At 71.9% G+C, this 20314-nt stretch carries 18 protein-coding genes; 13 read left to right on the top strand and 5 right to left on the bottom strand.

Annotated features, from left to right (window positions below):
- The first annotated feature begins 105 nt into the window (after positions 1–105).
- Both AB0O67_RS16685 and purU read left to right on the top strand, forming a co-directional pair.
- A complete protein-coding gene (locus AB0O67_RS16685) occupies positions 106–624 on the top strand; it encodes a hypothetical protein (RefSeq protein ID WP_365450607.1) in 519 nt (172 codons plus the stop codon).
- A 40-nt stretch (positions 625–664) separates the two neighbouring features.
- Positions 665–1558 (top strand): formyltetrahydrofolate deformylase, encoded by an 894-nt coding sequence (gene purU / locus AB0O67_RS16680; protein ID WP_365450604.1) that lies wholly within the window; start codon positions 665–667, stop codon positions 1556–1558.
- Positions 1559–1723: 165 nt separating this feature from the next.
- On the opposite strand, the gene AB0O67_RS16675 is transcribed toward purU, so the two are convergent.
- On the bottom strand, positions 1724–2914 hold the full coding sequence (locus AB0O67_RS16675) for a maleylpyruvate isomerase N-terminal domain-containing protein (RefSeq protein ID WP_365450631.1): 1191 nt from the start codon (positions 2912–2914) through the stop codon (positions 1724–1726).
- Between the two features lie 101 nt (positions 2915–3015).
- On the bottom strand, positions 3016–3588 hold the full coding sequence (locus tag AB0O67_RS16670; RefSeq protein WP_365450602.1) for a sigma-70 family RNA polymerase sigma factor: 573 nt from the start codon (positions 3586–3588) through the stop codon (positions 3016–3018).
- Positions 3589–3934: 346 nt separating this feature from the next.
- On the opposite strand from AB0O67_RS16670, the gene AB0O67_RS16665 reads away from it, so the two are divergent.
- Both AB0O67_RS16665 and AB0O67_RS16660 read left to right on the top strand, forming a co-directional pair.
- The gene (locus tag AB0O67_RS16665; RefSeq protein WP_365450599.1) at positions 3935–4315 is read left to right on the top strand and encodes an STAS domain-containing protein; all 381 of its coding nucleotides are present in this window, start codon (positions 3935–3937) and stop codon (positions 4313–4315) included.
- Positions 4316–4450: 135 nt separating this feature from the next.
- The gene (locus tag AB0O67_RS16660) at positions 4451–4963 is read left to right on the top strand and encodes an EF-hand domain-containing protein (protein ID WP_365450597.1); all 513 of its coding nucleotides are present in this window, start codon (positions 4451–4453) and stop codon (positions 4961–4963) included.
- On the opposite strand, the gene AB0O67_RS16655 is transcribed toward AB0O67_RS16660, so the two are convergent.
- Positions 4947–6458, bottom strand: a complete 1512-nt coding sequence (locus tag AB0O67_RS16655) for an AMP-binding protein (RefSeq protein ID WP_365450629.1) — start codon at positions 6456–6458, stop codon at positions 4947–4949. The two genes, AB0O67_RS16660 and AB0O67_RS16655, sit on opposite strands and share 17 nt — an antisense overlap.
- Before the next feature lie 152 nt (positions 6459–6610).
- On the opposite strand from AB0O67_RS16655, the gene AB0O67_RS16650 reads away from it, so the two are divergent.
- The 4 genes from AB0O67_RS16650 (at position 6611) to AB0O67_RS16635 (ending at position 10769) form a co-directional block, all read left to right on the top strand.
- Positions 6611–7804, top strand: a complete 1194-nt coding sequence (locus AB0O67_RS16650; RefSeq protein WP_365450594.1) for an amidohydrolase family protein — start codon at positions 6611–6613, stop codon at positions 7802–7804.
- A complete protein-coding gene (locus AB0O67_RS16645; protein ID WP_365450592.1) occupies positions 7804–8937 on the top strand; it encodes an acyl-CoA dehydrogenase family protein in 1134 nt (377 codons plus the stop codon). The genes AB0O67_RS16650 and AB0O67_RS16645 overlap by 1 nt, the downstream gene beginning before the upstream one ends.
- Before the next feature lie 2 nt (positions 8938–8939).
- Positions 8940–9824 carry an acyl-CoA dehydrogenase family protein gene (locus AB0O67_RS16640; protein WP_365450590.1) on the top strand — a complete coding sequence of 295 codons (885 nt, stop codon included), beginning with the start codon at positions 8940–8942 and terminating at the stop codon, positions 9822–9824.
- A 456-nt stretch (positions 9825–10280) separates the two neighbouring features.
- Positions 10281–10769, top strand: coding sequence for an ATP-binding protein (locus AB0O67_RS16635; protein ID WP_365450627.1), 489 nt, complete (start codon positions 10281–10283; stop codon positions 10767–10769).
- 382 nt (positions 10770–11151) lie between these two features.
- Here the strand turns inward: AB0O67_RS16635 and AB0O67_RS16630 are convergent, their stop codons facing one another.
- The gene (locus tag AB0O67_RS16630; RefSeq protein WP_365450588.1) at positions 11152–12078 is read right to left on the bottom strand and encodes a cyclase family protein; all 927 of its coding nucleotides are present in this window, start codon (positions 12076–12078) and stop codon (positions 11152–11154) included.
- 84 nt (positions 12079–12162) lie between these two features.
- Between AB0O67_RS16630 and AB0O67_RS16625 the strand changes: the two genes are divergently transcribed.
- The 3 genes from AB0O67_RS16625 to AB0O67_RS16615 all read left to right on the top strand — a co-directional run bounded on the left by AB0O67_RS16625 (position 12163) and on the right by AB0O67_RS16615 (position 15410).
- Positions 12163–13074, top strand: a complete 912-nt coding sequence (locus tag AB0O67_RS16625; RefSeq protein WP_365450585.1) for an SDR family NAD(P)-dependent oxidoreductase — start codon at positions 12163–12165, stop codon at positions 13072–13074.
- A gap of 132 nt (positions 13075–13206) precedes the next feature.
- On the top strand, positions 13207–14361 hold the full coding sequence (locus AB0O67_RS16620; protein WP_365450582.1) for an acyl-CoA dehydrogenase family protein: 1155 nt from the start codon (positions 13207–13209) through the stop codon (positions 14359–14361).
- Complete coding sequence (locus tag AB0O67_RS16615) at positions 14361–15410, top strand: Zn-dependent alcohol dehydrogenase (RefSeq protein WP_365450580.1); 1050 nt, start codon at positions 14361–14363, stop codon at positions 15408–15410. The genes AB0O67_RS16620 and AB0O67_RS16615 overlap by 1 nt, the downstream gene beginning before the upstream one ends.
- 9 nt (positions 15411–15419) lie before the next feature.
- Here the strand turns inward: AB0O67_RS16615 and AB0O67_RS16610 are convergent, their stop codons facing one another.
- Positions 15420–16430: a helix-turn-helix domain-containing protein gene (locus AB0O67_RS16610; protein ID WP_365450578.1), complete on the bottom strand. Its 1011-nt coding sequence runs from the start codon at positions 16428–16430 to the stop codon at positions 15420–15422.
- A gap of 71 nt (positions 16431–16501) precedes the next feature.
- Between AB0O67_RS16610 and AB0O67_RS16605 the strand changes: the two genes are divergently transcribed.
- Together AB0O67_RS16605 and AB0O67_RS16600 are read left to right on the top strand one after the other, a co-directional pair.
- Complete coding sequence (locus AB0O67_RS16605; protein ID WP_365450575.1) at positions 16502–17788, top strand: MFS transporter; 1287 nt, start codon at positions 16502–16504, stop codon at positions 17786–17788.
- Positions 17789–17942: 154 nt separating this feature from the next.
- A complete protein-coding gene (locus AB0O67_RS16600; protein WP_365450573.1) occupies positions 17943–20309 on the top strand; it encodes a SpoIIE family protein phosphatase in 2367 nt (788 codons plus the stop codon).
- The last annotated feature ends 5 nt before the right edge of the window (positions 20310–20314 follow it).

Raw genomic sequence — 20314 nt, 5'->3', positions numbered from 1 at the left:
TTCCGCCACATCAATAACCTCTGAGTGACCCTTGCTCAACAGGAGGTGACGTCCAGGTGAATTGCGGGGTCCGGTGAACGGCGCGTGGCGAGGAACGTACGATCGATGACCGTGCAAGGTGTGCAAGGAGTACAAGGTTCGGTGAACCCTTCCCGTCGCGGGCAGCGCTCATCCACGATGGGTGGCATGCCACTGAACGACATGCCGTGGTGGCGCTGGCGCAGCAATGTGCGCTCCGCGCTGCACATGCTTTCCGATCCGGTGTTCCAGCGGGACGTCTGGCTTGCGGGCGTCGAGGGATACGGGGACGTGACCGACGCCGTGTACCGGCTGGTCGAGGACACCTGGCTCGATCACTGGTCCGCCGAGAAGTACGTCGGGACCATATTCCGGGACTCGCAGGAGGCCGCGCTGATCGACACCGCGGTGCTGCGGGTGCTGCGGATCATGCACCAGGTGGGGCCGGACGCGCCGGTGTCCTCGTACATGGAGCATCCGGCCTGGCCGGAGGCGGTGCGGGCGGCTCGGGACGCGCACGTGCGGATGGCGGTGAGCGACGGGGAGGATCCCGACGGGGCGCCTCGGACGCTTGAGGTGCTGCGGATCCTGACGCGGTCGGCCTAGGGCTTCTGGCTGCTCAGGTCCGTGTGGGACCCTGTGGTGCATGAACGAGCAGCCCAACAGAGCCGCGGCCGAGACGGCCGCGCCGGTCGACCAGTACGTCCTCACTCTGTCCTGCCCGGACAAAAAGGGCATCGTGCATGCCGTCTCGAGCTACCTCTTCATGACCGGCTGCAACATCGAGGACAGTCAGCAGTTCGGTGACCATGACACGGGGCTGTTCTTCATGCGTGTCCACTTCTCGGCGGATGCGCCGGTGACGGTGGACAAGCTGCGGGCCAGCTTCGCGGCGATCGGTGACTCGTTCCACATGGAGTGGCAGATCAACCGGGCCGACGAGAAGATGCGCATTCTGCTGATGGTCAGCAAGTTCGGGCACTGCCTGAACGATCTGCTGTTCCGGGCGCGGATCGGTGCGCTGCCTGTGGAGATCGCCGGGGTGGTGTCCAACCACACCGAATTCGCCGAGCTGGTGGGTACTTACGGGATTCCGTTCCACCACATTCCGGTGACGAAGGACACCAAGTCGCAGGGGGAGGCGCGGCTGCTGGAGATCGTGCGGGAAGAGGGCGTGGAGTTGGTCGTTCTGGCCCGCTACATGCAGGTGCTCTCCGACGATCTGTGCAAGCAGCTGAGCGGACGGATCATCAACATCCATCACTCGTTCCTGCCCAGCTTCAAGGGCGCCAAGCCGTACCACCAGGCGCATGCGCGGGGTGTGAAGCTGATCGGCGCGACGGCGCACTACGTCACGGCGGATCTGGACGAGGGACCGATCATCGAGCAGGAGGTCGAGCGGGTGCGTCACGATGTCGCCCCGGATCAGCTGGTCGGGATCGGGCGGGATGTGGAGTGCCAGGCGCTGGCGCGGGCCGTGAAGTGGCACGCGGAGCGGCGGATTCTGCTGAACGGGCGTCGGACGGTCGTGTTCGCGTAGGCGGTGGCGCGCCGCCAGGCCTGCGGCGCCTGTGCGGATGCGGTGGGGGTGCGGGTGGCGCCTTCTGTCCGGGGTCGGGGCCGTGCCGGGGGGTTACCGCCGTACGCGACTGCGGTGTGCCGCGCCAGCCGCCTGGTTGGGGGCGATCGGTCCTCTGCCGTGGGGCTACATGCGGCTCAGGGAGGCTGCTGCGAGGAGGACGTCCCTGATGGCCTCGCGGTCGCCCAGCTGGCCCGCTGCCGCCTCCTCGGGGGAGACGTGGCCCGCGGCCAGGCGGCAGAATTCGACGCCGTCCAGGGCGACGTGGGCCACCTCGTGCTCGGTGGAGCCCACCTCCGCGGGGGAGTCCAGGGGGATCAGCCACTCGCCGCCCCCGGAGCCCTCGATCTCCAGGCGGAGGGTGCGGCCGGGGGTGCCGGCGGGGACCAGTTGGCGGTGGGTCCGGGCGGGGCTCGCCAGGCCCGCGCGGCGGCGTTCCGCGAGGGACGTGGGCAGCAGGCGGGCCGCGAGGTCGATCATGCGGTTGAGGTGGCGGGCCGACGGCGGGTCGTAGGGGTAGTCCACCGCGTCCGCGATGTCCTCCGCGTGCACCCAGCACTCGAAGGCCCGCTCGATCATCGCGTCGTGCAGCGGCAGCTCGCCCACTCCGTACGGCACGCCCAGCTTGCCCTCGGTGCCGCCCGTGAAGGACGCCGTACGCACGATGCCGTGGCCCTGTTCGCGCCAGGGCGCCTGGACGGTGCGGGTGGGCGGGAAGTGCGAGGCCCGCCAGTACGCCTCCGTGCGGGCCGTCGGCGTCGGCGGGTCGGCGTCGGTGTCGCCCAGGGGGTCGTCCAGGCCGAGGGCGACGGCGATCAGGCCGTCGACCGCCACGAGGTGGGCGATGACGCCCGCGACGGTCGTGCGGCGGCTGGCCGGTTCCGTGCCGTCGAACCAGCGCAGCCGTACCGGCGCGTGCCACTCGGCGTCCCCGAAGTCCTGGAGCAGGGCGTCGAGGCGTGCGGTCTCGGCGTCGTAGGGCCTGGCCCACTCGGGGACCGGGATGCGCGGTGGCCGCCGGTCCAGGCAGGTCGCCAGGACGCGGGTGCGCAGGCCCGGGTCGAGGTCGAGGCTGTCGGGGCGTTGCAGCAGGCCGACCGCCTCGCGCAGCCGCCGCGCCTCGTCGGCGCAGTTGCCGCACAGGCCGAGGTGGTCCTCGACGGCCAGCGTCTCCTCGGCGGAGCAGGCGGCCAGCGCCCACGCGCCCAGCAGGGACTTCAGGACGTGGTGTTCCAGGGGCGGGTAGGACGGCTGGAGGGTGTCGAGGGCGGGGAGGGGCAGGCCCGTGTCCTCCACCGAGGCCCTTGGCATCGGTATGCGGGGCTGGTGGGCGGGGGTGTGCGGCTCGTCCTCCTTCTTCTCCGCGCCGTGCGGGTGGTGCTCGTGCTCGTCGGGCGGTTCGTGGTGTTCCGGGTCCGTCACGCCGCACCTCCGTATCCGGGCGGTGCGCCGGCGTCGTGGGCCGTCGAGAGAAGTTGCAGGCCCAGACGGAGGCGCCGGCGTGCCTCGTCCTCGGTGATGCCGAGGTCGGTGGCGGTCTGGCGGTAGTCACGGCGCTGGAAGTAGGCGCGCTCCAGGGCGGCGCGCAGCGGGGCGGGCATGGACTGGACGATGTAGTCGGCACGGGCGGCGACGGAGGCGTGGCGGACCTTGAGCTCCAGGTCCTCGCTGGAGCCGTGCCCGCCCTCGGCGAGGGCCGCGGTCTCGGTGGCGCGCAGGCGCTGTACGGCCAGGCGGTGGGTCAGGGTCGCCACCCAGGAGCGGAGGGGGCCCTGCTTGGGGTCGTACGCGTCGGGGTGCTCCCACAGATGTATGAAGACCTCGCGGGTGATGCCGTCGGCGGCCCGCTCGTCGTCGAGCACGCGGTGGGCCAGACCGTGCACGAGGGAGGCGAAACGGTCGTAGAGCTCGCCGAGGGCGGCCGCCTCACCGCGTGCGAGTCGCTGCTGCATCTTGCGGTCCCAACGGGGCGGTGCGTCCTTCTTCGCCATGCGGCCCCCTCCCCGTGGTTCGTCCCGGTGTCCAGCCTGCGTCCATCGCCACCTCGAATGTAGTCGGCACGTCGGACAACGCACGCCCCTTTGTGCCAATGCGCGCCCCTCGACCAGTCGCAGGTGATAGTGCGCTTTCGCGCCGCGCCTACCCACCGCGTACAAGACCAGACCTGATCGAACAGGATCGAATGCGACTGAATCAAGCCTTTTCCGTTTGGGTTTCGTTTCCGGCAAGGTGTTTCAGGGAACGGCCGCTGGGCAGCCGCGCCGCAAGGAAGCGTAGGGACTGGTTCCGTTTCCGGATGGTTCCGGCTGTTTCCCGCACGTTCCGGCGACGAAGGGCATGGTGGTGGCGTTCAAGGTGACCGGCGGCGAGCAGGGCGACTGGGCCGTGCTCCATGTGTCGGGCGAGCTGGACCTGGTGACATCGCCGGTGCTCCGTCAGCGGGTGCACGACGCGGTGGCCGAGGGCCGCCACAGTCTCGTCCTCGACCTCTCCGAGGTCTGGTTCTGCGACTCCAGCGGTGTGGGTGTGCTGATCGCGGGCCGTCGGCTGCTGCGCTCGTGCCAGGGGCGACTGCGGCTGATACTCCCCGCCCAGGGCGCGGCCGACGGCTCGCACGTCAACCGAGTTCTGGGCGCACTGGGGGTACGGCGGCTGTTCGACGTCCATCCCGACCTGGCCTCCGCGACCGCGGACGACGCCGGCCCTCTCTCCGCGTGAACTCTCTGCCACACCGTTGTTCCGAAATTCCCCCGGTCTTGGCACAACCGTCGTTTTCCCGCTCCCGAACCGCCCGCGGCGTCGTACGCTCCCTGGCGAGAAGCACCCGACATGACGTGAGGCGGCCTGAAAGACATGGTCAGCAGCGAGTACGAGCGCAGGATCGCGGCCCGGTTCGCCACCTTCGACCAGGACGGCAACGGCTACATCGACCGCGAGGACTTCAGTGGCGCGGCCAAGGCACTGCTCGTGGAGTTCGGCACGGCGTCCCGCTCCGACAAGGGCCAGGCGCTGTACGGCGGCGCCGAGGCCTTCTGGCAGGGCATGGCCGGGATAGCGGACCGGGACGGTGACCAGCGCATCACCCGCGAGGAGTTCGTCAACGGCGCGGTCAAGCGGCTGCGCGACAACCCCGACCGCTTCGCCGAGATCGCCCGCCCCTTCCTGCACGCGGCCCTCGCCGTCGCCGACCCGGACAGCGACGGCGCGGCCACCGTCGAGGACCTCGCACGCGTGCTGCGGGTGCTCGGAGCCCCCGGCGACATCGCGCGGGCCGCGGCCGGCTCGCTGGACGGCGACGGCGACGGCAAGGTGAGCGAGACGGAGATCATCTCCGCGTTCGCCCGCTACTTCACCGTCCCCGAGTAGCCGAGAAGCGGTCCCTGAGCTTGTACTTGAGCACCTTCCGCAGGGTGTCGTTGCGCGGGAGGGCGTCGACCACCTGCAGCTGCTCCGGCAGCTTGTGCACCGACAGCCCTTCCGCGCGCAGGTAGGACGTCAGCGCCTCCAGGGTCAACGGGGTGACCCGCGGCGGCTGCTCGATCACCGCGCAGACCCGCTCCCCCCGCTCGGCGTCCGGCAGGCCGATCACCGCCACGTCCGCGACGGCCGGATGCCGGTGCAGCAGTTCCTCGATCTCCTTGGCGGAGATGTTCTCGCCCTTGCGGATGATCACGTCCTTGAGCCGGCCGGTGAGGACCAGGTGCCCGTCGGCGGTGAGCCGCCCGAGGTCGCCGGTGCGCAGGAAGCCGTTCTCGTCGAACGCCTCGGCCGTCTGCGCCGGGTCGAGATAGCCCCGGCAAACGGCCTCGCCGCGCAGCCGCACCTCCCCGTCGACGATCCGTATCTCCATGCCCCGCGGCGGGCGCCCCTCGGTCGTCGCCAGGTTGTCGGGGGTGTCGTCCGGCGTACCCATGGTGATCATCGGCACCTCGGTCATGCCGTATCCGTGGGTGAGCTGTACGCCCATCTCGCGGACGACGGCGTGGTGGACGTCGGGCGGCTTCGGCGCCCCGCCGCCCGCGAGCAGCCGCAGGGTCGGGACGACGGGGGTCCCGGGCCGCTTGCGCTGCTCGGCCAGGAACATCGAGTAGAACGCCGTGGAACCGCCGGCGATCGTCACCCCGTGTGCGCGGTACGCGGGCAGCGCGTCCGGCAGCGCGAACTGTTCCAGCAGCAGCGCCGGGAAGCCGTACAGCAGCAGCATCACCGTGTAGTCGGGGCCGCCTATGTGGGCGTACGGGAAGGCGATCGACCCCACGTCGTCGGCGGTGGGGCGCAGGGCGTGCGCCAGGCACGTGCCGCCCGCGATCAGGGAGCGGTCCGTGTGCAGGACGCCCTTGGGGTCGGAGGTGGTGCCGGAGGTCCAGTAGATCCAGCGGACGTCGGTGCCCCGTTCCGGCGGCGCGGGCAACACCGACGGATCGCCGTCGGGCAGGTCCTCGTACGCCTCGAAAACCCCCTTCGCGCCGAGCCGCCGGGCCATCGCCGTGTGGTCGAAGCCGCGCCAGGTGCCCGGTACGGCGAAGTACCCGGCGCCCGACTCGCGCAGCGCGAAGCCCACCTCGCGGTCGCGCAGGAACGGGATGAGCGGGGTCTGGACGGCGCCCAGGCGGGCCAGCGCGAAGGTCAGCACCGCCGTCTCGACGCGGGTGGGCAGCTGCCAGGCGACGACCGTGCCGGGGCGCACGCCCATGCCGTACAGCCCGGCCGCGGTCCGCTCGGCGCGGGTGCGCAGGGCGCCGAAGGTCAGGGTGCGGTCGTCCTGGAGCAGGACGGGGCGGTCGGGGGTGCGGTCGGCGCGGCGGGAGAGCAGGTCCCAGAGGGTGGGTGCGGTGCTGAGCTCGTGCGCGGTGGTGTGCAGGGTCACGGTGGCCCCCGGTGAGCTGACGACCAGTCAGATAGTGGGGTGAGCGTAGGGCTCGGCGCCTTGTCGGTCCAGGGGTGCGGGACTAGCCTTCCGGTACGGCGTCATCTGACGGATCGTCAGATCCGGATCTCCGCGGAGGGGGACCCATGACCGAACTGCCCCGCATCATCAGCGTCGACGACCACGTGATCGAGCCCGCGCACCTCTTCGAGACCTGGCTGCCGGCCAGGTTCCGGGACCGCGGGCCCCAGCCGCTCACCGCGGGCATCGGCGAACTCGCCTACGTCGGCGGCAAGTACCAGATCACCATGGACCCGGACGGCCAGCCCACCGACTGGTGGATCTACGAGGACCTGAAGTTCCCGTACAAGCGCAACATCGCCGCCGTCGGCTTCGACCGCGACGAGATGACCCTGGAGGGCATCACCCGGGAGCAGATGCGGCGCGGCTGCTGGGACCCCAAGGCGCGGCTCGCGGACATGGACCTCAACCACGTCGAGGGCAGCCTGTGCTTCCCGACCTTCCCGCGCTTCTGCGGGCAGACCTTCGCCGAGGCGCACGACAAGGAGGTCGCCCTGGCCTGCGTGCGCGCCTACAACGACTGGATGGTCGAGGAGTGGTGCGGCGACAGCGGCGGGCGCCTCATCCCGCTGTGCCTGATCCCGCTGTGGGACATCGACCTCGCCGTCGCGGAGATCCGGCGCAACGCCGCACGCGGCGTGAAGGCCGTGACGTTCTCCGAGATCCCCACCCACCTGGGGCTGCCGTCGATCCACTCCGGCTACTGGGACCCGTTCTTCGCGGTCTGCCAGGAGACCGGGACCGTGATCAACATGCATATCGGGTCGTCGTCCCAGATGCCGGCCGCGTCCCCGGACGCGCCCCCCGCCGTGCAGGCCTCGCTCTCGTTCAACAACGCGATGGCCTCGATGGCGGACTTCCTCTTCAGCGGCGTCCTGGTGCGCTTCCCGCAGCTCAAGCTCGCCTATTCCGAGGGCCAGATGGGCTGGATCCCGTACGCCCTGGAGCGTGCCGACGACGTCTGGGAGGAGCACCGCGCGTGGGGCGGCGTCCGCGACCTCATCCCGGAGCCGCCGTCGACGTATTACTACCGGCAGATCTTCTGCTGCTTCTTCCGCGACAAGCACGGGGTCGCGTCCCTGGACGTCGTCGGGCGTGACAACGCCACCTTCGAGACCGACTACCCGCACGTCGACTCCACGTTCCCGCACACCAAGGAGGTGGCCCTCGACCACGTCAAGGGCCTCGACGACGAGACCGTGTACAAGCTGATGCGGGGCAACGCCATCCGCATGCTGGACCTCGACCTGGACCGGTAGTGGACCTGACGTACACGCCCGAGGAGGAGGAGTTCCGGGCCGGCCTGCGCAAGTGGCTGAAGGGCGTGCTGCCCTCCCTGCCGGCCAAGCCGTCCCCGGACGACTGGCCGGGGCGGCGCGCCTACGACCTCGGCTGGCAGCGGACGCTGTACGACGCCGGGTACGGCGACGTCCACTGGGACGCGTCCCCGACCGTGCGGCTGATCTTCCTGGAGGAGACCGAGCGGGCCGGCGCCCCCTACGTGGGCGCCAACTTCGTCGGCCTGCTGCACGCCGGGCCCACCATCGCCGCGGAGGGGACCGAGGCGCAGCGCGCCCGCTGGCTGCCGCCCGTCCTGCGCGGCGAGCAGGTCTGGTGCCAGGGCTTCAGCGAACCGGACGCCGGGTCCGACCTCGCGGCACTGCGCACGCGCGCGTGGCGGGACGGCGACGACTACGTGGTCTCCGGCTCCAAGATCTGGACCTCGCACGCCGAAGTCGCCGACTGGTGCGAGCTGTTGGTGCGCACGGACACCGCCGCGCCCCGGCACCGGGGGATCAGCTGGCTGGCCATGCCGATGGACGCGCCGGGCATCACCGTACGGCCGCTGCGCACCCTCGCCGGCTCGGCCGAGTTCGCCGAGGTCTTCCTCGACGAGGTGCGGGTGCCCGTCGCCAACCGGGTCGGCGACGAGAACGACGGCTGGCGGGTCACCATGGTGACGCTGTCGTTCGAACGCGGCACGGCGTTCGTGGGTGAGGTGGTGGCCTGCCGCCGGGTGCTGGGCGACCTCGCACGCGAGGCCCGGAAGAACGGCCGGTGGGACGATCCGGTCCTGCGCCGGCGGCTGGGGCGGCTGAACGCCGAGTTCCGGGCGCTGTGGCGGCTCACCCAGTGGAACGTGAGCGAGGCGGAGGCCTCGGGCGGGGTCCCCGGGGTCGGGGGTTCGGTTTTCAAACTGAGGTACTCGCACGCGCGCCAGGACCTCTACGACGCCGCCGCCGACGTCCTGGGCCCCGAGGCGCTCGACCTGGACCGGCCGTGGACACTCGACCGGCTGTCCTCGCTGTCGTACACCATCGCGGCCGGCACCTCGCAGATCCAGCACACCATCGTGGCCGAACGGATCCTCGGCCTGCCGAAGGGGCGGTAGCCGTGCGCTTCCAACTCACTTCGGAGCAACGCGCGTTGCGGGCCGCGCTGCGCCAACTGCTCGACCGGCGCTTCGACGGCGGGGCGCGCCGGACGGCCGTGGAGCGGGCGGCGCCCGCACTGGACCGGGCGCTGTGGCGAGAGCTGGGCGCGGCGGGGTTCTTCGCGCTGCGCCTGCCGCAGGCGCGGGGCGGCGTGGGACTCGGGCTGCCGGAGGCCGTGTTGGCGTTCGAGGAGGCCGGGCGGGCGCTGCTGCCCGGTCCGCTGCTCGCCACGCACCTCGCTGCGGGCGAGGTGGCCGGCGCGGCGGACGGGGCGGCCGTCGTGGCCGCCGTCGACGCGGGCGGGCTGGTGGAGTGGCTGACGCAGGCCGACGCCGTGCGCGGCGACGCCTCCGGGGCCGTGGGGTTGCGGTCGGTGGATCCGCTGACGCCGCTGCACCGGGTGCCGGGGGCCCGGGGGGTGGCGGATCCGGTGGCCGTGCTGCTCACGGCGGCCGAGCAGCTCGGCACGGCCGTGCGTACGTGCGAGCTGGCGGCGCAACACGCCCGGACCCGTGAGCAGTTCGGACGCCCGATCGGAGCCTTCCAGGCCGTGCAGCAGCTGTGCGCGCGGTCCCTGGTCCGGGTGGAGGTGGCGCGCGCCGCCGTGTACGCGGCGGCCGTCACGGCGGACCCCGTGGACGTCGCCGCGGCCCGGCTGCTCGCCGACGAGGCGGCCGTGCGCGGCGCCCGCGACTGCCTCCAGGTGCACGGTGGCATGGGCTTCACCTGGGAGGCGGAGGTGCACCTGCATCTGAAGCGGACCTGGGTGCGGACCCAGCGTGCGGGCGGTGTCACGGAGAGTGAGGAGGTGCTCGCGCGCGATCTGTTGGCCGAAGGGCTCTGACAGGGCCCCTGCCTGCGGCGTCGACGAACCCTGTAATACGGGATGTCGCGGATTGTGGCACGCCGGTATTACGGAGCGTTGATATCGGCTTGTGTCCTAGGTGTGACTTGTCACGTCCTGGAGTCGAAGGTCCGCTCCGGTACCTTGTGTGAGATGCGAGAGGTTCCGAGCTCGAGCAACGCCGGTGACGGGCCTTGTTCCGCCGCCTGTTCGACTCTCTGCGGCGAGCGTCGCACAGTATGCCGCACGGGTACTCCTTCGCGCTGGAATATGCCCGAAGCGCTTGTTGGGGTGACTGTACGTCAACCATGCTGTTGCGTAAGGGATTCACGTTCCGTGATCTCTGCTCTGGCCGTTGTTCTGGTCATGCAGAAAATGGCTACGATCGTGGCCCTCCTGAGGCGCGAGCCTCTGTGTCCACCGGTTCGGATGGTGTGAGCGGTGCAGGTGCTTCAAGTGCAGCTGGAGATCCGGCCCGACCCCGCGGAAGTGGGGCGCGCCCGTCGGTGGGCCCGCTCGCGGCTTGCCGGGTGCGGAATAGCAGCCGATGAACCCCTCGCCGAGACGCTGGTCCTGCTCGTCTCCGAACTTGTCACCAACGCCGTCGTGCACACCGGCTGCCCCGCCGTGCTGCGCCTTTCCCTGCCCCAGCCCGCCACCGTCCGCGTGGAGGTCGCCGACGGCAGCACCAGCGCCCCGGTCCCCCGGTGGGTGGACGGCGAGGAGACCGGCGGCCGTGGCCTCGCGCTCGTCGACGGCCTCGCCGACCGCTGGGGCTGGAGCCCCGACGGCGTCGGCAAGCAGATCTGGTGCGAACTGGACCGCTGCGCCGAACCGCGTACCGCGGCCATGGCGTACGGGGGCGGCGCGGTGGGCGTCTGCGAGGGCCTGGAAGGGCTCGACGGGTACGAGGGTTACGAAGGGCTGGCGTACGAGGCAGTCTGAGGCGCCCGGTGTCGTACCCGGGGTCACGAGGGCAAAAGCGTCGGACGCGCCAGGCCCGGTGCGGGATGTGCGCCCGCGTGTGCTTCCGTGCGCGCCTCCGCCGCACGGGACGTAACCGGCAAATCCCCGAACCGCTGTTGACGCGGCGTGTCCGACTGATCACGCTGAGAGCAGCGAATCGCCGCGAGGGGACGACGAGGGTTGACGCGACGGAAACCCTCGTCGAGTGCGACTCGTGTTTCGGCGTGGGTTCGCTCATCGGGCAGGGGAGGCCGGGGCGGGTTACGCCGGAGCCGGATGGCGGCGCGTGGCGCCGTGCTCGGGGCGGGCGCGTACGCGCCGCCGTCCGGATTCACCGCACGGCACGCCCGGTCGTCCGCCGCTACAGCACGGCGACCGGCGCCACCGGGGCGCCCGTCGCGCCGGTGAACGGCTCGGGTGTGGCCGTCAGCAGGAACGCGTAGCGACCCGATTGTCCACAGGCTGTGGACAACTCTTCGAGATTCCAGTTCTGGCCCTGCGGCATCCCCATCTCCACCAGATGCAGCGCGTGCACGGGCAGCCACAAATCCTCCGTCTCCGGTGGAAAGACCTCGAACGTGAGGGTGTCGTTCGCGACGGCCGCGACATCGCGCGCGTGGAACCACGCGGGCGTACGCATCGACAGCCCCGGCGAGGGATGGGCGTACCCGTGCTTGTCCCCGGCGAGACAGGCCCGTATCTGACCCGTCCGTACGAGCACGACGTCGCCGGCGCGCACGCGCGTGCCCGCCAGGTCCTCCGCCGCGTCCAGGTCCTCCGGGGTGACCGCGTGTCCCCCGTCCAGGCGGTCCGTCCCCCGCGCGCGGGCGACGTCCAGCAGTACACCGCGCGAGACCAGGTGCCGCACCGTGCCGATGCCGCTGAACTCGGCGCCGCCGTGCGCGGTGACCGTGCCCGCCGGGCGGCCGTTGTAGAGCCGGCCCGAGTGCGAGACATGAGTGAGGGCGTCCCAGTGGGTGCCCGCCTGGAGTCCCATGGTCACCGCGTCGTCGCTGCACGCGACCGTGCCCGGCCCGAACAGCTCCTGGTTGATCTGCACCATGACGTGCAGCGGATTGACCCGCCCGGGGATCATCCCGGTCTGCACGCCGTCCTGGCGCAACGGCAGCGCGAGCGGCACTCGCCTTCCGGTGCGGACCTCGCCGGCGGCCCGCCGGACCACCTCGTCGGTGATCAGGTTGAGCGTCCCGATCTCGTCGTCCGCCCCCCAACGGCCCCAGTTGTTCACGCGCTTGGCGATCTCGTGGAACTCGGCCGGCAACGACATGGGCCCTCCCCGGGGCTTGTGTCCGGGCATCTGACGGGTCATAAAATCTAACGGTCCGTCAGAACCTGCGGGAAGGGGCCGGGCGTGGGGAACTTCTTGACCGGCGAGGTCGTCGTCGTGACAGGGGCGGGACGCGGCATCGGCCGTGCGGTCGCGCTCGCGGCGGCCGCCGAGGGAGCACGGGTCGTCGTCAACGACTACGGGGTGGCCGTCGACGGGGCCTCACCCACCAGTGGGATCGCGGACGCCGTGGTCAAGGAGATCGAGGCCGCGGGCGGCGAGGCGGTCGCGGTGGCCGACGACATCTCCACCATGGCCGGCGGCCAACGCGTGGTCGACGTCGCGCTGGCGTCGTACGGGCGGCTCGACGGGGTCGTCTGTGTCGCCGGGATCCTGCGGGAGCGGATGCTGTTCAACATGACCGAGGAGGAGTGGGACCCGGTGGTCGCCACTCATCTCAAGGGCACGTTCACGGTGTTCCGGGCCGCGTCGGCGGTCATGCGGCGGCAGCGGGGCGGCACCCTGATCGGCTTCACCAGCGGCAACCACCAGGGGTCCGCGTCGCAGGCCAACTACAGCGCGGCGAAGGGCGGGATCATCTCGCTCGTGCGCAGTGCCGCGCTGGGGCTGCACAAGTACGGGGTGACAGCGAACGCGGTGGCGCCGGTGGCGCGTACGCGGATGTCGGCGGACGTGCCGATGGAGCTGACGGAGATCGGGGACCCGCAGGACGTGGCCGCGCTGGTGGTCTATCTGCTGTCCACGCGGGCCCGGGAGGCCGGGATCACCGGACAGGTGTACACGATCGCCGGGCCGAAGATCGCGGTGTGGGCGCAGCCGCGGGAGCTGCGCTCGGCCTATGCGGAGGGCGCGTGGACGCCGGAGCGGATCGCCGCGTTCCTGCCGGGGTCCGTGGGGGTGGATCCGATGCCGATGCTGGAGCGGGTGGCGGGGATGGAGCGGGCGGCGAGATCCGGGGAGCGGCCGAACGCCTGAGAGCTCGGGGCTCTTGCGGTGTGGCGGGTGCGGCCGCGTCGTGGCTGGGCGCGCCCACGCGGCGGAGCCGCGCAGGGATGCAGTCCCGCGCCCCAGAGGGCGTTGATGTCGGCCGGAATCTAGGAGGACGCCGTGGAGTTCGGGTTCACCGTCGAGGACGAGGCGTTTCGAGGTGAGGCGCGGGCCTGGCTGGACGGGCATGCCGGGGAGGCGCAGGACCGCCGTGACTGGGAGCGGACGCTCGGCAAGGCCGGGTGGATCGGGATCGGGTGGGCGGCGGACGGGTGGGGCAACCGGAGGGCCTCCCTGACGCAGCAGGTCGCCTGGGCCGAGGAGTACGCCCGCTCCGCGGCGCCGCCGCGCTCCGGGCACATCGGCGAGAACCTGCTCGCCCCGACCCTCATCGCGCACGGCAGCGAGGAGCAGAAGACCCGCTTCCTGCCGCCGGTCGCCGCCGGGGACGAGCTGTGGTGCCAGGGGTACAGCGAGCCGGGCGCGGGCTCGGACCTGGCGGGCGTGCGCACCGCGGCGGTGCGGGAGCCGGGCGGGACGTACTACCGCGTCACCGGGCAGAAGATCTGGACCTCGCTGGCGCACGAGGCGGACTGGTGTTTCGTGCTGGCGCGCACGGAGGCGGGGTCGCGGCGGCATCACGGGCTGAGCTTCCTGCTGGTGCCGATGGACCAGCCGGGGCGGATCGAGGTGCGGCCCATCCGGCAGCTGACCGGCACGAGCGACTTCAACGAGGTCTTCTTCGACGGGGCACGCGCGCGCGTGGAGCACGTCGTGGGCGGGGAGGGCGCTGGGTGGCGGGTCGCGATGAGCCTGCTCGGGTTCGAGCGGGGGGTGTCGACGCTGGCCCAGCAAGTGGGATTCGCCGAGGAGCTGGGGCGCGTGGTGCGGGCGGCCCTCGACTCGGGGGCGGTGGACGATCCGGTCGTACGGGAGCGGCTGGTGCGCCAGTGGGCCGCGCTTCGGGTGATGCGGTGGAACGCGCTGCGGACACTGGGCGGTTCGGGGGACGCGGGCGCGTCGAGCGTGGCCAAGCTGCTGTGGGGAGGCTGGCATCAGCGGCTGGGGGAGCTGGCGATGCAGGCGCGGGGGGCGGCGGCCGGGGTCGGGACGGTGCGGTGGTCGGCGCAGGTGCCGTACGAACTCGACGACTACCAGCGGACGTTCCTGTTCAGCCGGGCCGACACCATCTACGGCGGCTCGGACCAGATCCAGCGCACGATCATCGCCGAGCGGGTGCTCGGTCTGCCGAGGGAACCCAAGGGAGCGTCGTGATGAGAGGCGTGGTCTTCGACGGAAACCAGGTCCAGGTCGTGGACGACCTGGAGGTACGGGAGCCCGGGGCCGGTGAGGTGCGGGTGGCGGTCGCCGCGGCCGGGCTGTGTCACAGCGATCTGTCCGTGGTGGACGGGACCATACCCTTCCCCGTTCCCGTGGTGCTCGGCCATGAGGGTGCGGGCGTGGTGGAGGCGGTGGCGGAGGGCGTCCGGCATGTGGCGCCCGGCGACCATGTGGCGCTGTCCACGCTCGCCAACTGCGGGACCTGCGCCGACTGCGACCGGGGTCGGCCGACGATGTGCCGGCGGGCGATCGGGCGGCCGGGGCGGCCCTTCACGCGGGACGGCCTGCCGTTGCACCAGTTCGCCTCCAACTCGGCGTTCGTGGAGCGGACGGTGGTGAAGGCCGTGCAGGCGGTGCGGATCCCCGAGGACATCCCGCTGACGTCCGCCGCGCTCATCGGCTGCGGGGTGCTGACCGGGGTCGGGGCCGTGCTGAACCGGGCCCGCGTGGACCGCGGTGACAGCGTCCTCGTGATCGGCGCGGGCGGCGTCGGGCTGAACGTCCTCCAGGGCGCGCGGCTCGCGGGCGCCCTGCGGATCGTGGCCGTGGACTCCAACCCGGCGAAGGAGGCGGTGGCCCGGCAGTTCGGGGCGACCCACTTCCTGACCTCGCCGGCCGGCGTGCGGGAGATCCTGCCGACGGGCGCGGACCACGCCTTCGAGTGCGTCGGGCGGGTGGAGCTGATCCGGCAGGCGATCGACCTGCTGGACCGGCGCGGTCAGGCCGTCCTGCTGGGAGTGCCGCCGGCGGGGGCCGAGGCCTCGTTCGTGGTCTCCTCGATGTACCTGGACAAGTCCGTCCTCGGCTGCCGTTACGGCTCCTCGCGTCCCCAGCGGGACATCGCCCTGTACGCCGAGCTGTACCGGCAGGGCCTCCTCCTCCTCGACGAACTGGTCAGCGAGACGTACCCGGTCGAGGACTTCGACAAGGCGCGGGCCGACGCGGAGGCGGGGCGGGTGGCACGGGCGGTGCTCACTTTCTGACGGCGGTGCTCACCTTCTGACGGCGGTGCTCCCCTCCGTGCGGAACGTCCGCCGGTACGCCGTCGGTGTCACGCCGAGCGCCGCCTGGAGGTGCTGCCGCATCGACTGGGCCGTGCCGAAGCCCGCGTCGTGGGCCACCTGGTCGACGGAGAGTCCGGTGGACTCCAGGAGGTGCCGGGCGCGTTCGACGCGCTGCTGGGTGAGCCACTGGCCGGGACTGACGCCGACCTCCTCGCGGAACCGGCGCGTGAAGGTGCGGACCGACATCGCCACCTGCTCGGCCATGTCGCGCAGCTGGATCGGCTCGTGCAGCCGGCCGAGCGCCCACGCGCGGGCGGTGGTGGTGGAGGCCTGTTGCGGTTCGGGCAGCGGCCGCTCGATGTACTGCGCCTGGCCGCCGTCGCGGTGCGGGGGTACGACGGTGTGCCGGGCGACCTCGTTGGCGACCGCCGTGCCGTGGTCGCGGCGCACCATGTGCAGGCACAGGTCGATGCCGGCGGCGACGCCCGCCGAGGTCAGGACGTCGCCGTCGTCGATGAACAGGACCCCCGGGTCGACCCTGACGCGCGGGAAGAGCCGCTGCAGGCGGTCGGCGTCGGCCCAGTGCGTGGTCGCCGGGCGGCCGTCGAGGTAGCCGGCGGCGGCGACGACGTACACGCCGGTGCAGATGGAGGCGAGGCGGGTGCCGGGACGGATGTGGGCGAGGGCGGCGGCCAGCTCGTCGGTGAGGACGCCCTTCTCCTGGACCGGGCCGAGCTCGTACGACGCCGGGATGATCACCGTGTCGGCGGTGGCGAGCATCTCGGGGCCGTGCCCGACGTGGAGGGCGAAGTCGGCGTCGGTGTCGACGGTGCCCGGTGGCCGTACCGAGCAGGTGACGACCTCGTACAGGCGCCGGCCCTGGGTGTCCTTGGGGCGCCCGAAGATGCGGTGCGGGATGCCGAGCTCGAAGGGGAGCACGCCGTCGAGGACGAGGACGACGACACGGTGGGGACGGAAGGGAACAGCGGCCGTATCCATGGCCCGATCCTAACGAATGCTGTCCTCCGGGCCACTCGATCGCGGGGAACCGGGGCCTGAAGCTCTATGTCGTGACCCAGACAAGTGAAGCCGCAGTCGTCGCGAGGAAGCCGGAGCCGAGGCGTCCGCGCATCCACCGCGCATGGTTCGTCGCCGCTGTCGCCTTTGTGACGATCATCGGCGCGGCCGCCTTCCGCTCCCTGCCGGGGCTGCTGATCGACCCGCTGCACCAGGAGTTCGGCTGGTCGCGCGGCACGATCGGCGCGGCCGTCTCCGTCAACCTCGCCCTGTACGGCCTGACCGCGCCCTTCGCCGCCGCGCTGATGGACCGCTTCGGCATCCGGCGGGTGGTCGCGGGCGCGCTGACCGTGATCGCGATCGGCTCGGGCGCGACGGTGTGGATGACGGCGGCCTGGCAGCTGCTGCTGTGCTGGGGCCTGCTGGTCGGTCTCGGCAGCGGGTCGATGGCGCTGGCCTTCGCGGCGACCGTGACCAACCGCTGGTTCACCGAGCGGCGCGGCCTGGTCACCGGCATCCTCACCGCCGCCTCGGCCTCCGGGCAGCTGATCTTCCTGCCGGTGCTGTCCTGGATCGTGGAGACCCACGACTGGCGGCCGGCCGCCGTCACGGTGGCGCTCGCCGCCCTCGCGGTGGTCCCCTTCGTGTGGTTGCTGCTGCGGGACCACCCGGCGGACGTGGGCCTGAAGCCGTACGGCGCGAAGGAGTTCGTGCCGAAGCCGGCGCCCGTGCCGGGGGCGGCGCGGCGGGCGGTGGGAGTGCTCCTCTCCGCCGTCCGGACAGGGCCCTTCTGGCTGCTGGCCGGGACGTTCGCGATCTGCGGCGCCTCGACGAACGGACTCATCCAGACCCACTTCGTGCCGGCCGCGCACGACCACGGCATGCCGATCACCGCGGCGGCCTCGCTGCTGGCGGTCATCGGGGTGTTCGACGTCGTCGGTACGGTGGCCTCCGGCTGGTTCACCGACCGGTTCGACGCGCGGCGGCTGCTGGCGGTGTACTACGCGCTGCGCGGCGTCTCCCTCCTGTTCCTGCCGATGCTGCTGGCGCCCAGCGTGCATCCGCCGATGATCTTCTTCATCGTCTTCTACGGACTCGACTGGGTCGCCACCGTGCCGCCCACGATGGCGCTGTGCCGGGAGCACTACGGCGAGGACAGCGCGATCGTGTTCGGCTGGGTACTGGCGTCGCACCAGGTCGGCGCGGCGGCGGTGGCCTTCGCGGGCGGAGTCGCGCGCGACGTGTTCGGCTCGTACGACGTGATGTGGTACGCCTCCGGGGCGCTGTGCGCGGCGGCGGCGCTGATGGCGCTGGTGATCCGCCGGGGGCGCGCTCTGTGAAGGCATGGAGGCGGACGAGGTGATCGCCCGGCCGCGGTGCCGGGCCTCCCGCGAAACCGTCGGCGGCCGTCAGGTGTGGGCCGGTGATCGCGCGTGCGGTTGTCCTCCGTCCCGCGGCACGGGATGCTGAGGGTGCACGGAGGGAAGCGGTGTGATGGATCGTTTTCCGAACGCGGCCAACGTCGATTTCCACAGCCCTCTGGACCTCTCCAAGGCCGCCGTCGCCGTGCTCGACGCCGACGGCCTCGTTTCCGGCTGGGCGTCCTCGGCCCAGCGCCTTCTGGGACACCCCCCCGAGGATGTCCTCGGCCTGCCGGCCGCCCGGCTGCTGGCGGCGACCCCCGGGCAGCGGCTGTCCGCGCTCTGCGGGGCGCACAGGCCCCGCAGCGCCGTCCTGGACCTTCGCTGCCTTGACGGACGCGCGCTGCGCGCGGCCGTGACCTTCAGCCCGCTCGTGAACCGGGGCGTCGCCGCGACGGTGGTGGTCGCGGCCGATCTGGAGGCGCTGCGCGGCTGGGAGGCGCAGCTGGCCATGCTGCAGGGACTGGCCACCGAGTCCTCCGTCGGCCTGACGATCTTCGACACCGACAAGCGCGTCGTGTGGGGAAACGCCTCCACCGACATGGAACTCGCGGGGATCGCCCAGTACATCGGCAGGCCGGCGGAGGACCTCTTTCCCGAAGGCGAGTTCATCTCCCGCCATCACTCCCCGGACGAGGACCAGGTGATGGAGCACGTGATGGCGACGGGGGAGCCGGTCATGGGCATGCACTATCGCGGTCGTGCCCCCGCCGACCCGGTGCGCGAGCACGTCTGGTCCTGCTCGTACCACCGGCTGGTGGACGCCCGCGGCGAACCGCTGGGGCTGTTCGAGGAGTCGCTGGACATCACGGACCGCTACCGGGCCCAGGAACGGCTGTCGCTGCTGGTGCGGGCGGGAAAGCGCATCGGCGCCTCGCTGGACGTGCGCCGCACGGCCGCGGAACTCGCCGACGTGGCGGTGCCGCAGCTGGCCGACGAGGTGCTGGTGGACCTGCCTCCGGCGGTCATCGAGGGGCGGCAGCCGCCGACGGGATCGGCGCCGGGACACAATCTGCTGCGGATGCACGGCCGGACCCCGGAGGACTTCCGGACCAGCGCCGTCTCCTACCCGCCGTCGTCACCGCAGGCACTGAGTCTGGCCACCAGCCGTCCCGTCGCCGACGACTCCCCTTCCGCCCCTTCCGACCCGTGGGCCGCCGCGCACTCGTGCCTCTTCGTCCCTTTGCTCACCCGCGACGCGGTCCTGGGACTTGCCACCTTCCGGCGCAGCAGCAACCCCGACCCGTTCGGGCCGGAGGAGCAGACCCTCGCCGTGGAGCTGGCCGAGCGAGCGGCGGTCGGCATCGACAACGCGCGCCGTTACACCAGCCAGCATGCGGCGGCCCTGGTACTGCAGCGCAGCCTGCTGCCACAGCACCTGCCCGAGCAGAGCGCGGTAGAGGTGGCGTACCGCTATCTGCCCGCCGACAGCCGCGTGGGCGTGGGCGGCGACTGGTTCGACCTGATCCCGTTGTCCGGCGCCAGAGTGGGTCTGACGGTCGGCGACGTGGTGGGCCACGGCGTGCACGCGGCCGCGACCATGGGCCGGTTGCGCGCCACCGTACGGACCCTGGCCCTGCTGGACCTGGACCCGGCCGAGCTGCTCACCCGGCTCGACGGCCTGGTGGCACAGGAATCCGAACACCGCGCGGACGACGGGACGAGCGCCGAGGGGCTCGGGGTGACGTGCCTGTACGCGATCTACGACCCGGTCGGGGGCCGCTGCGTCTGGGCGAGCGCGGGCCATCCCCCGCCGATCGTTTCCGACGCGGGCGGCTCGGTCGCCCTGTCGGGGCTGGCGCCGGGACCACCCCTGGGGCTGGGCAGCCTGCCCTACGAGAACGTGGAGCTGAGCCTGGCCGACGGCAGCGTCGTGGCGTTCTTCACCGACGGTGTCGTGGAGGACCGGCACACCGACATCGACACCGGGATCGACCGCCTGGCCCATGTGCTCACCTGGCAACGGTGCCCGCTGGAGGAACTGTGCGACCGGGCGCTGTCGACCCTGCCGCCCGGGCCGCAGGCGGACGACGCCACGCTGCTGCTCGTGCGCACCCGGCGGCTCGACTCCGACCGTGTGGCGGACCTGGAGCTGCCGTCCGACCCGGCCTTGGTGGCACACGCCCGCACGGTCACCGAGCGCCAGCTGGAGACCTGGGGCCTGTCCGCCCTGTCGTTCAACGCCGCGCTCGTGGTGAGCGAACTGGTCACCAACAGCATCCGGTACGCCACCGGGCCGGTCGTGCTGAGGTTGATCAGGGACCGCTGCCTGCTGTGCGAGGTCTCCGACAAGGTGCACACCGCACCTCACCTGCGGCGAGCGCGTCGGGACGAGGAGGGGGGCCGGGGGCTGTTCCTTGTCGCCCAGGTGTCCCAGCGCTGGGGCACGCGGTACACCTCGTCGGGGAAGACCATCTGGGCCGAGCTGGCCATCCCCTAGGCCTC

This window comes from Streptomyces sp. NPDC086077 (genome assembly GCF_040686175.1).
Lineage (GTDB): Bacteria > Actinomycetota > Actinomycetes > Streptomycetales > Streptomycetaceae > Streptomyces.
Note: the sequence above shows the minus strand (reverse complement) of the source record. Positions and strands in the feature narration are given on the sequence as shown.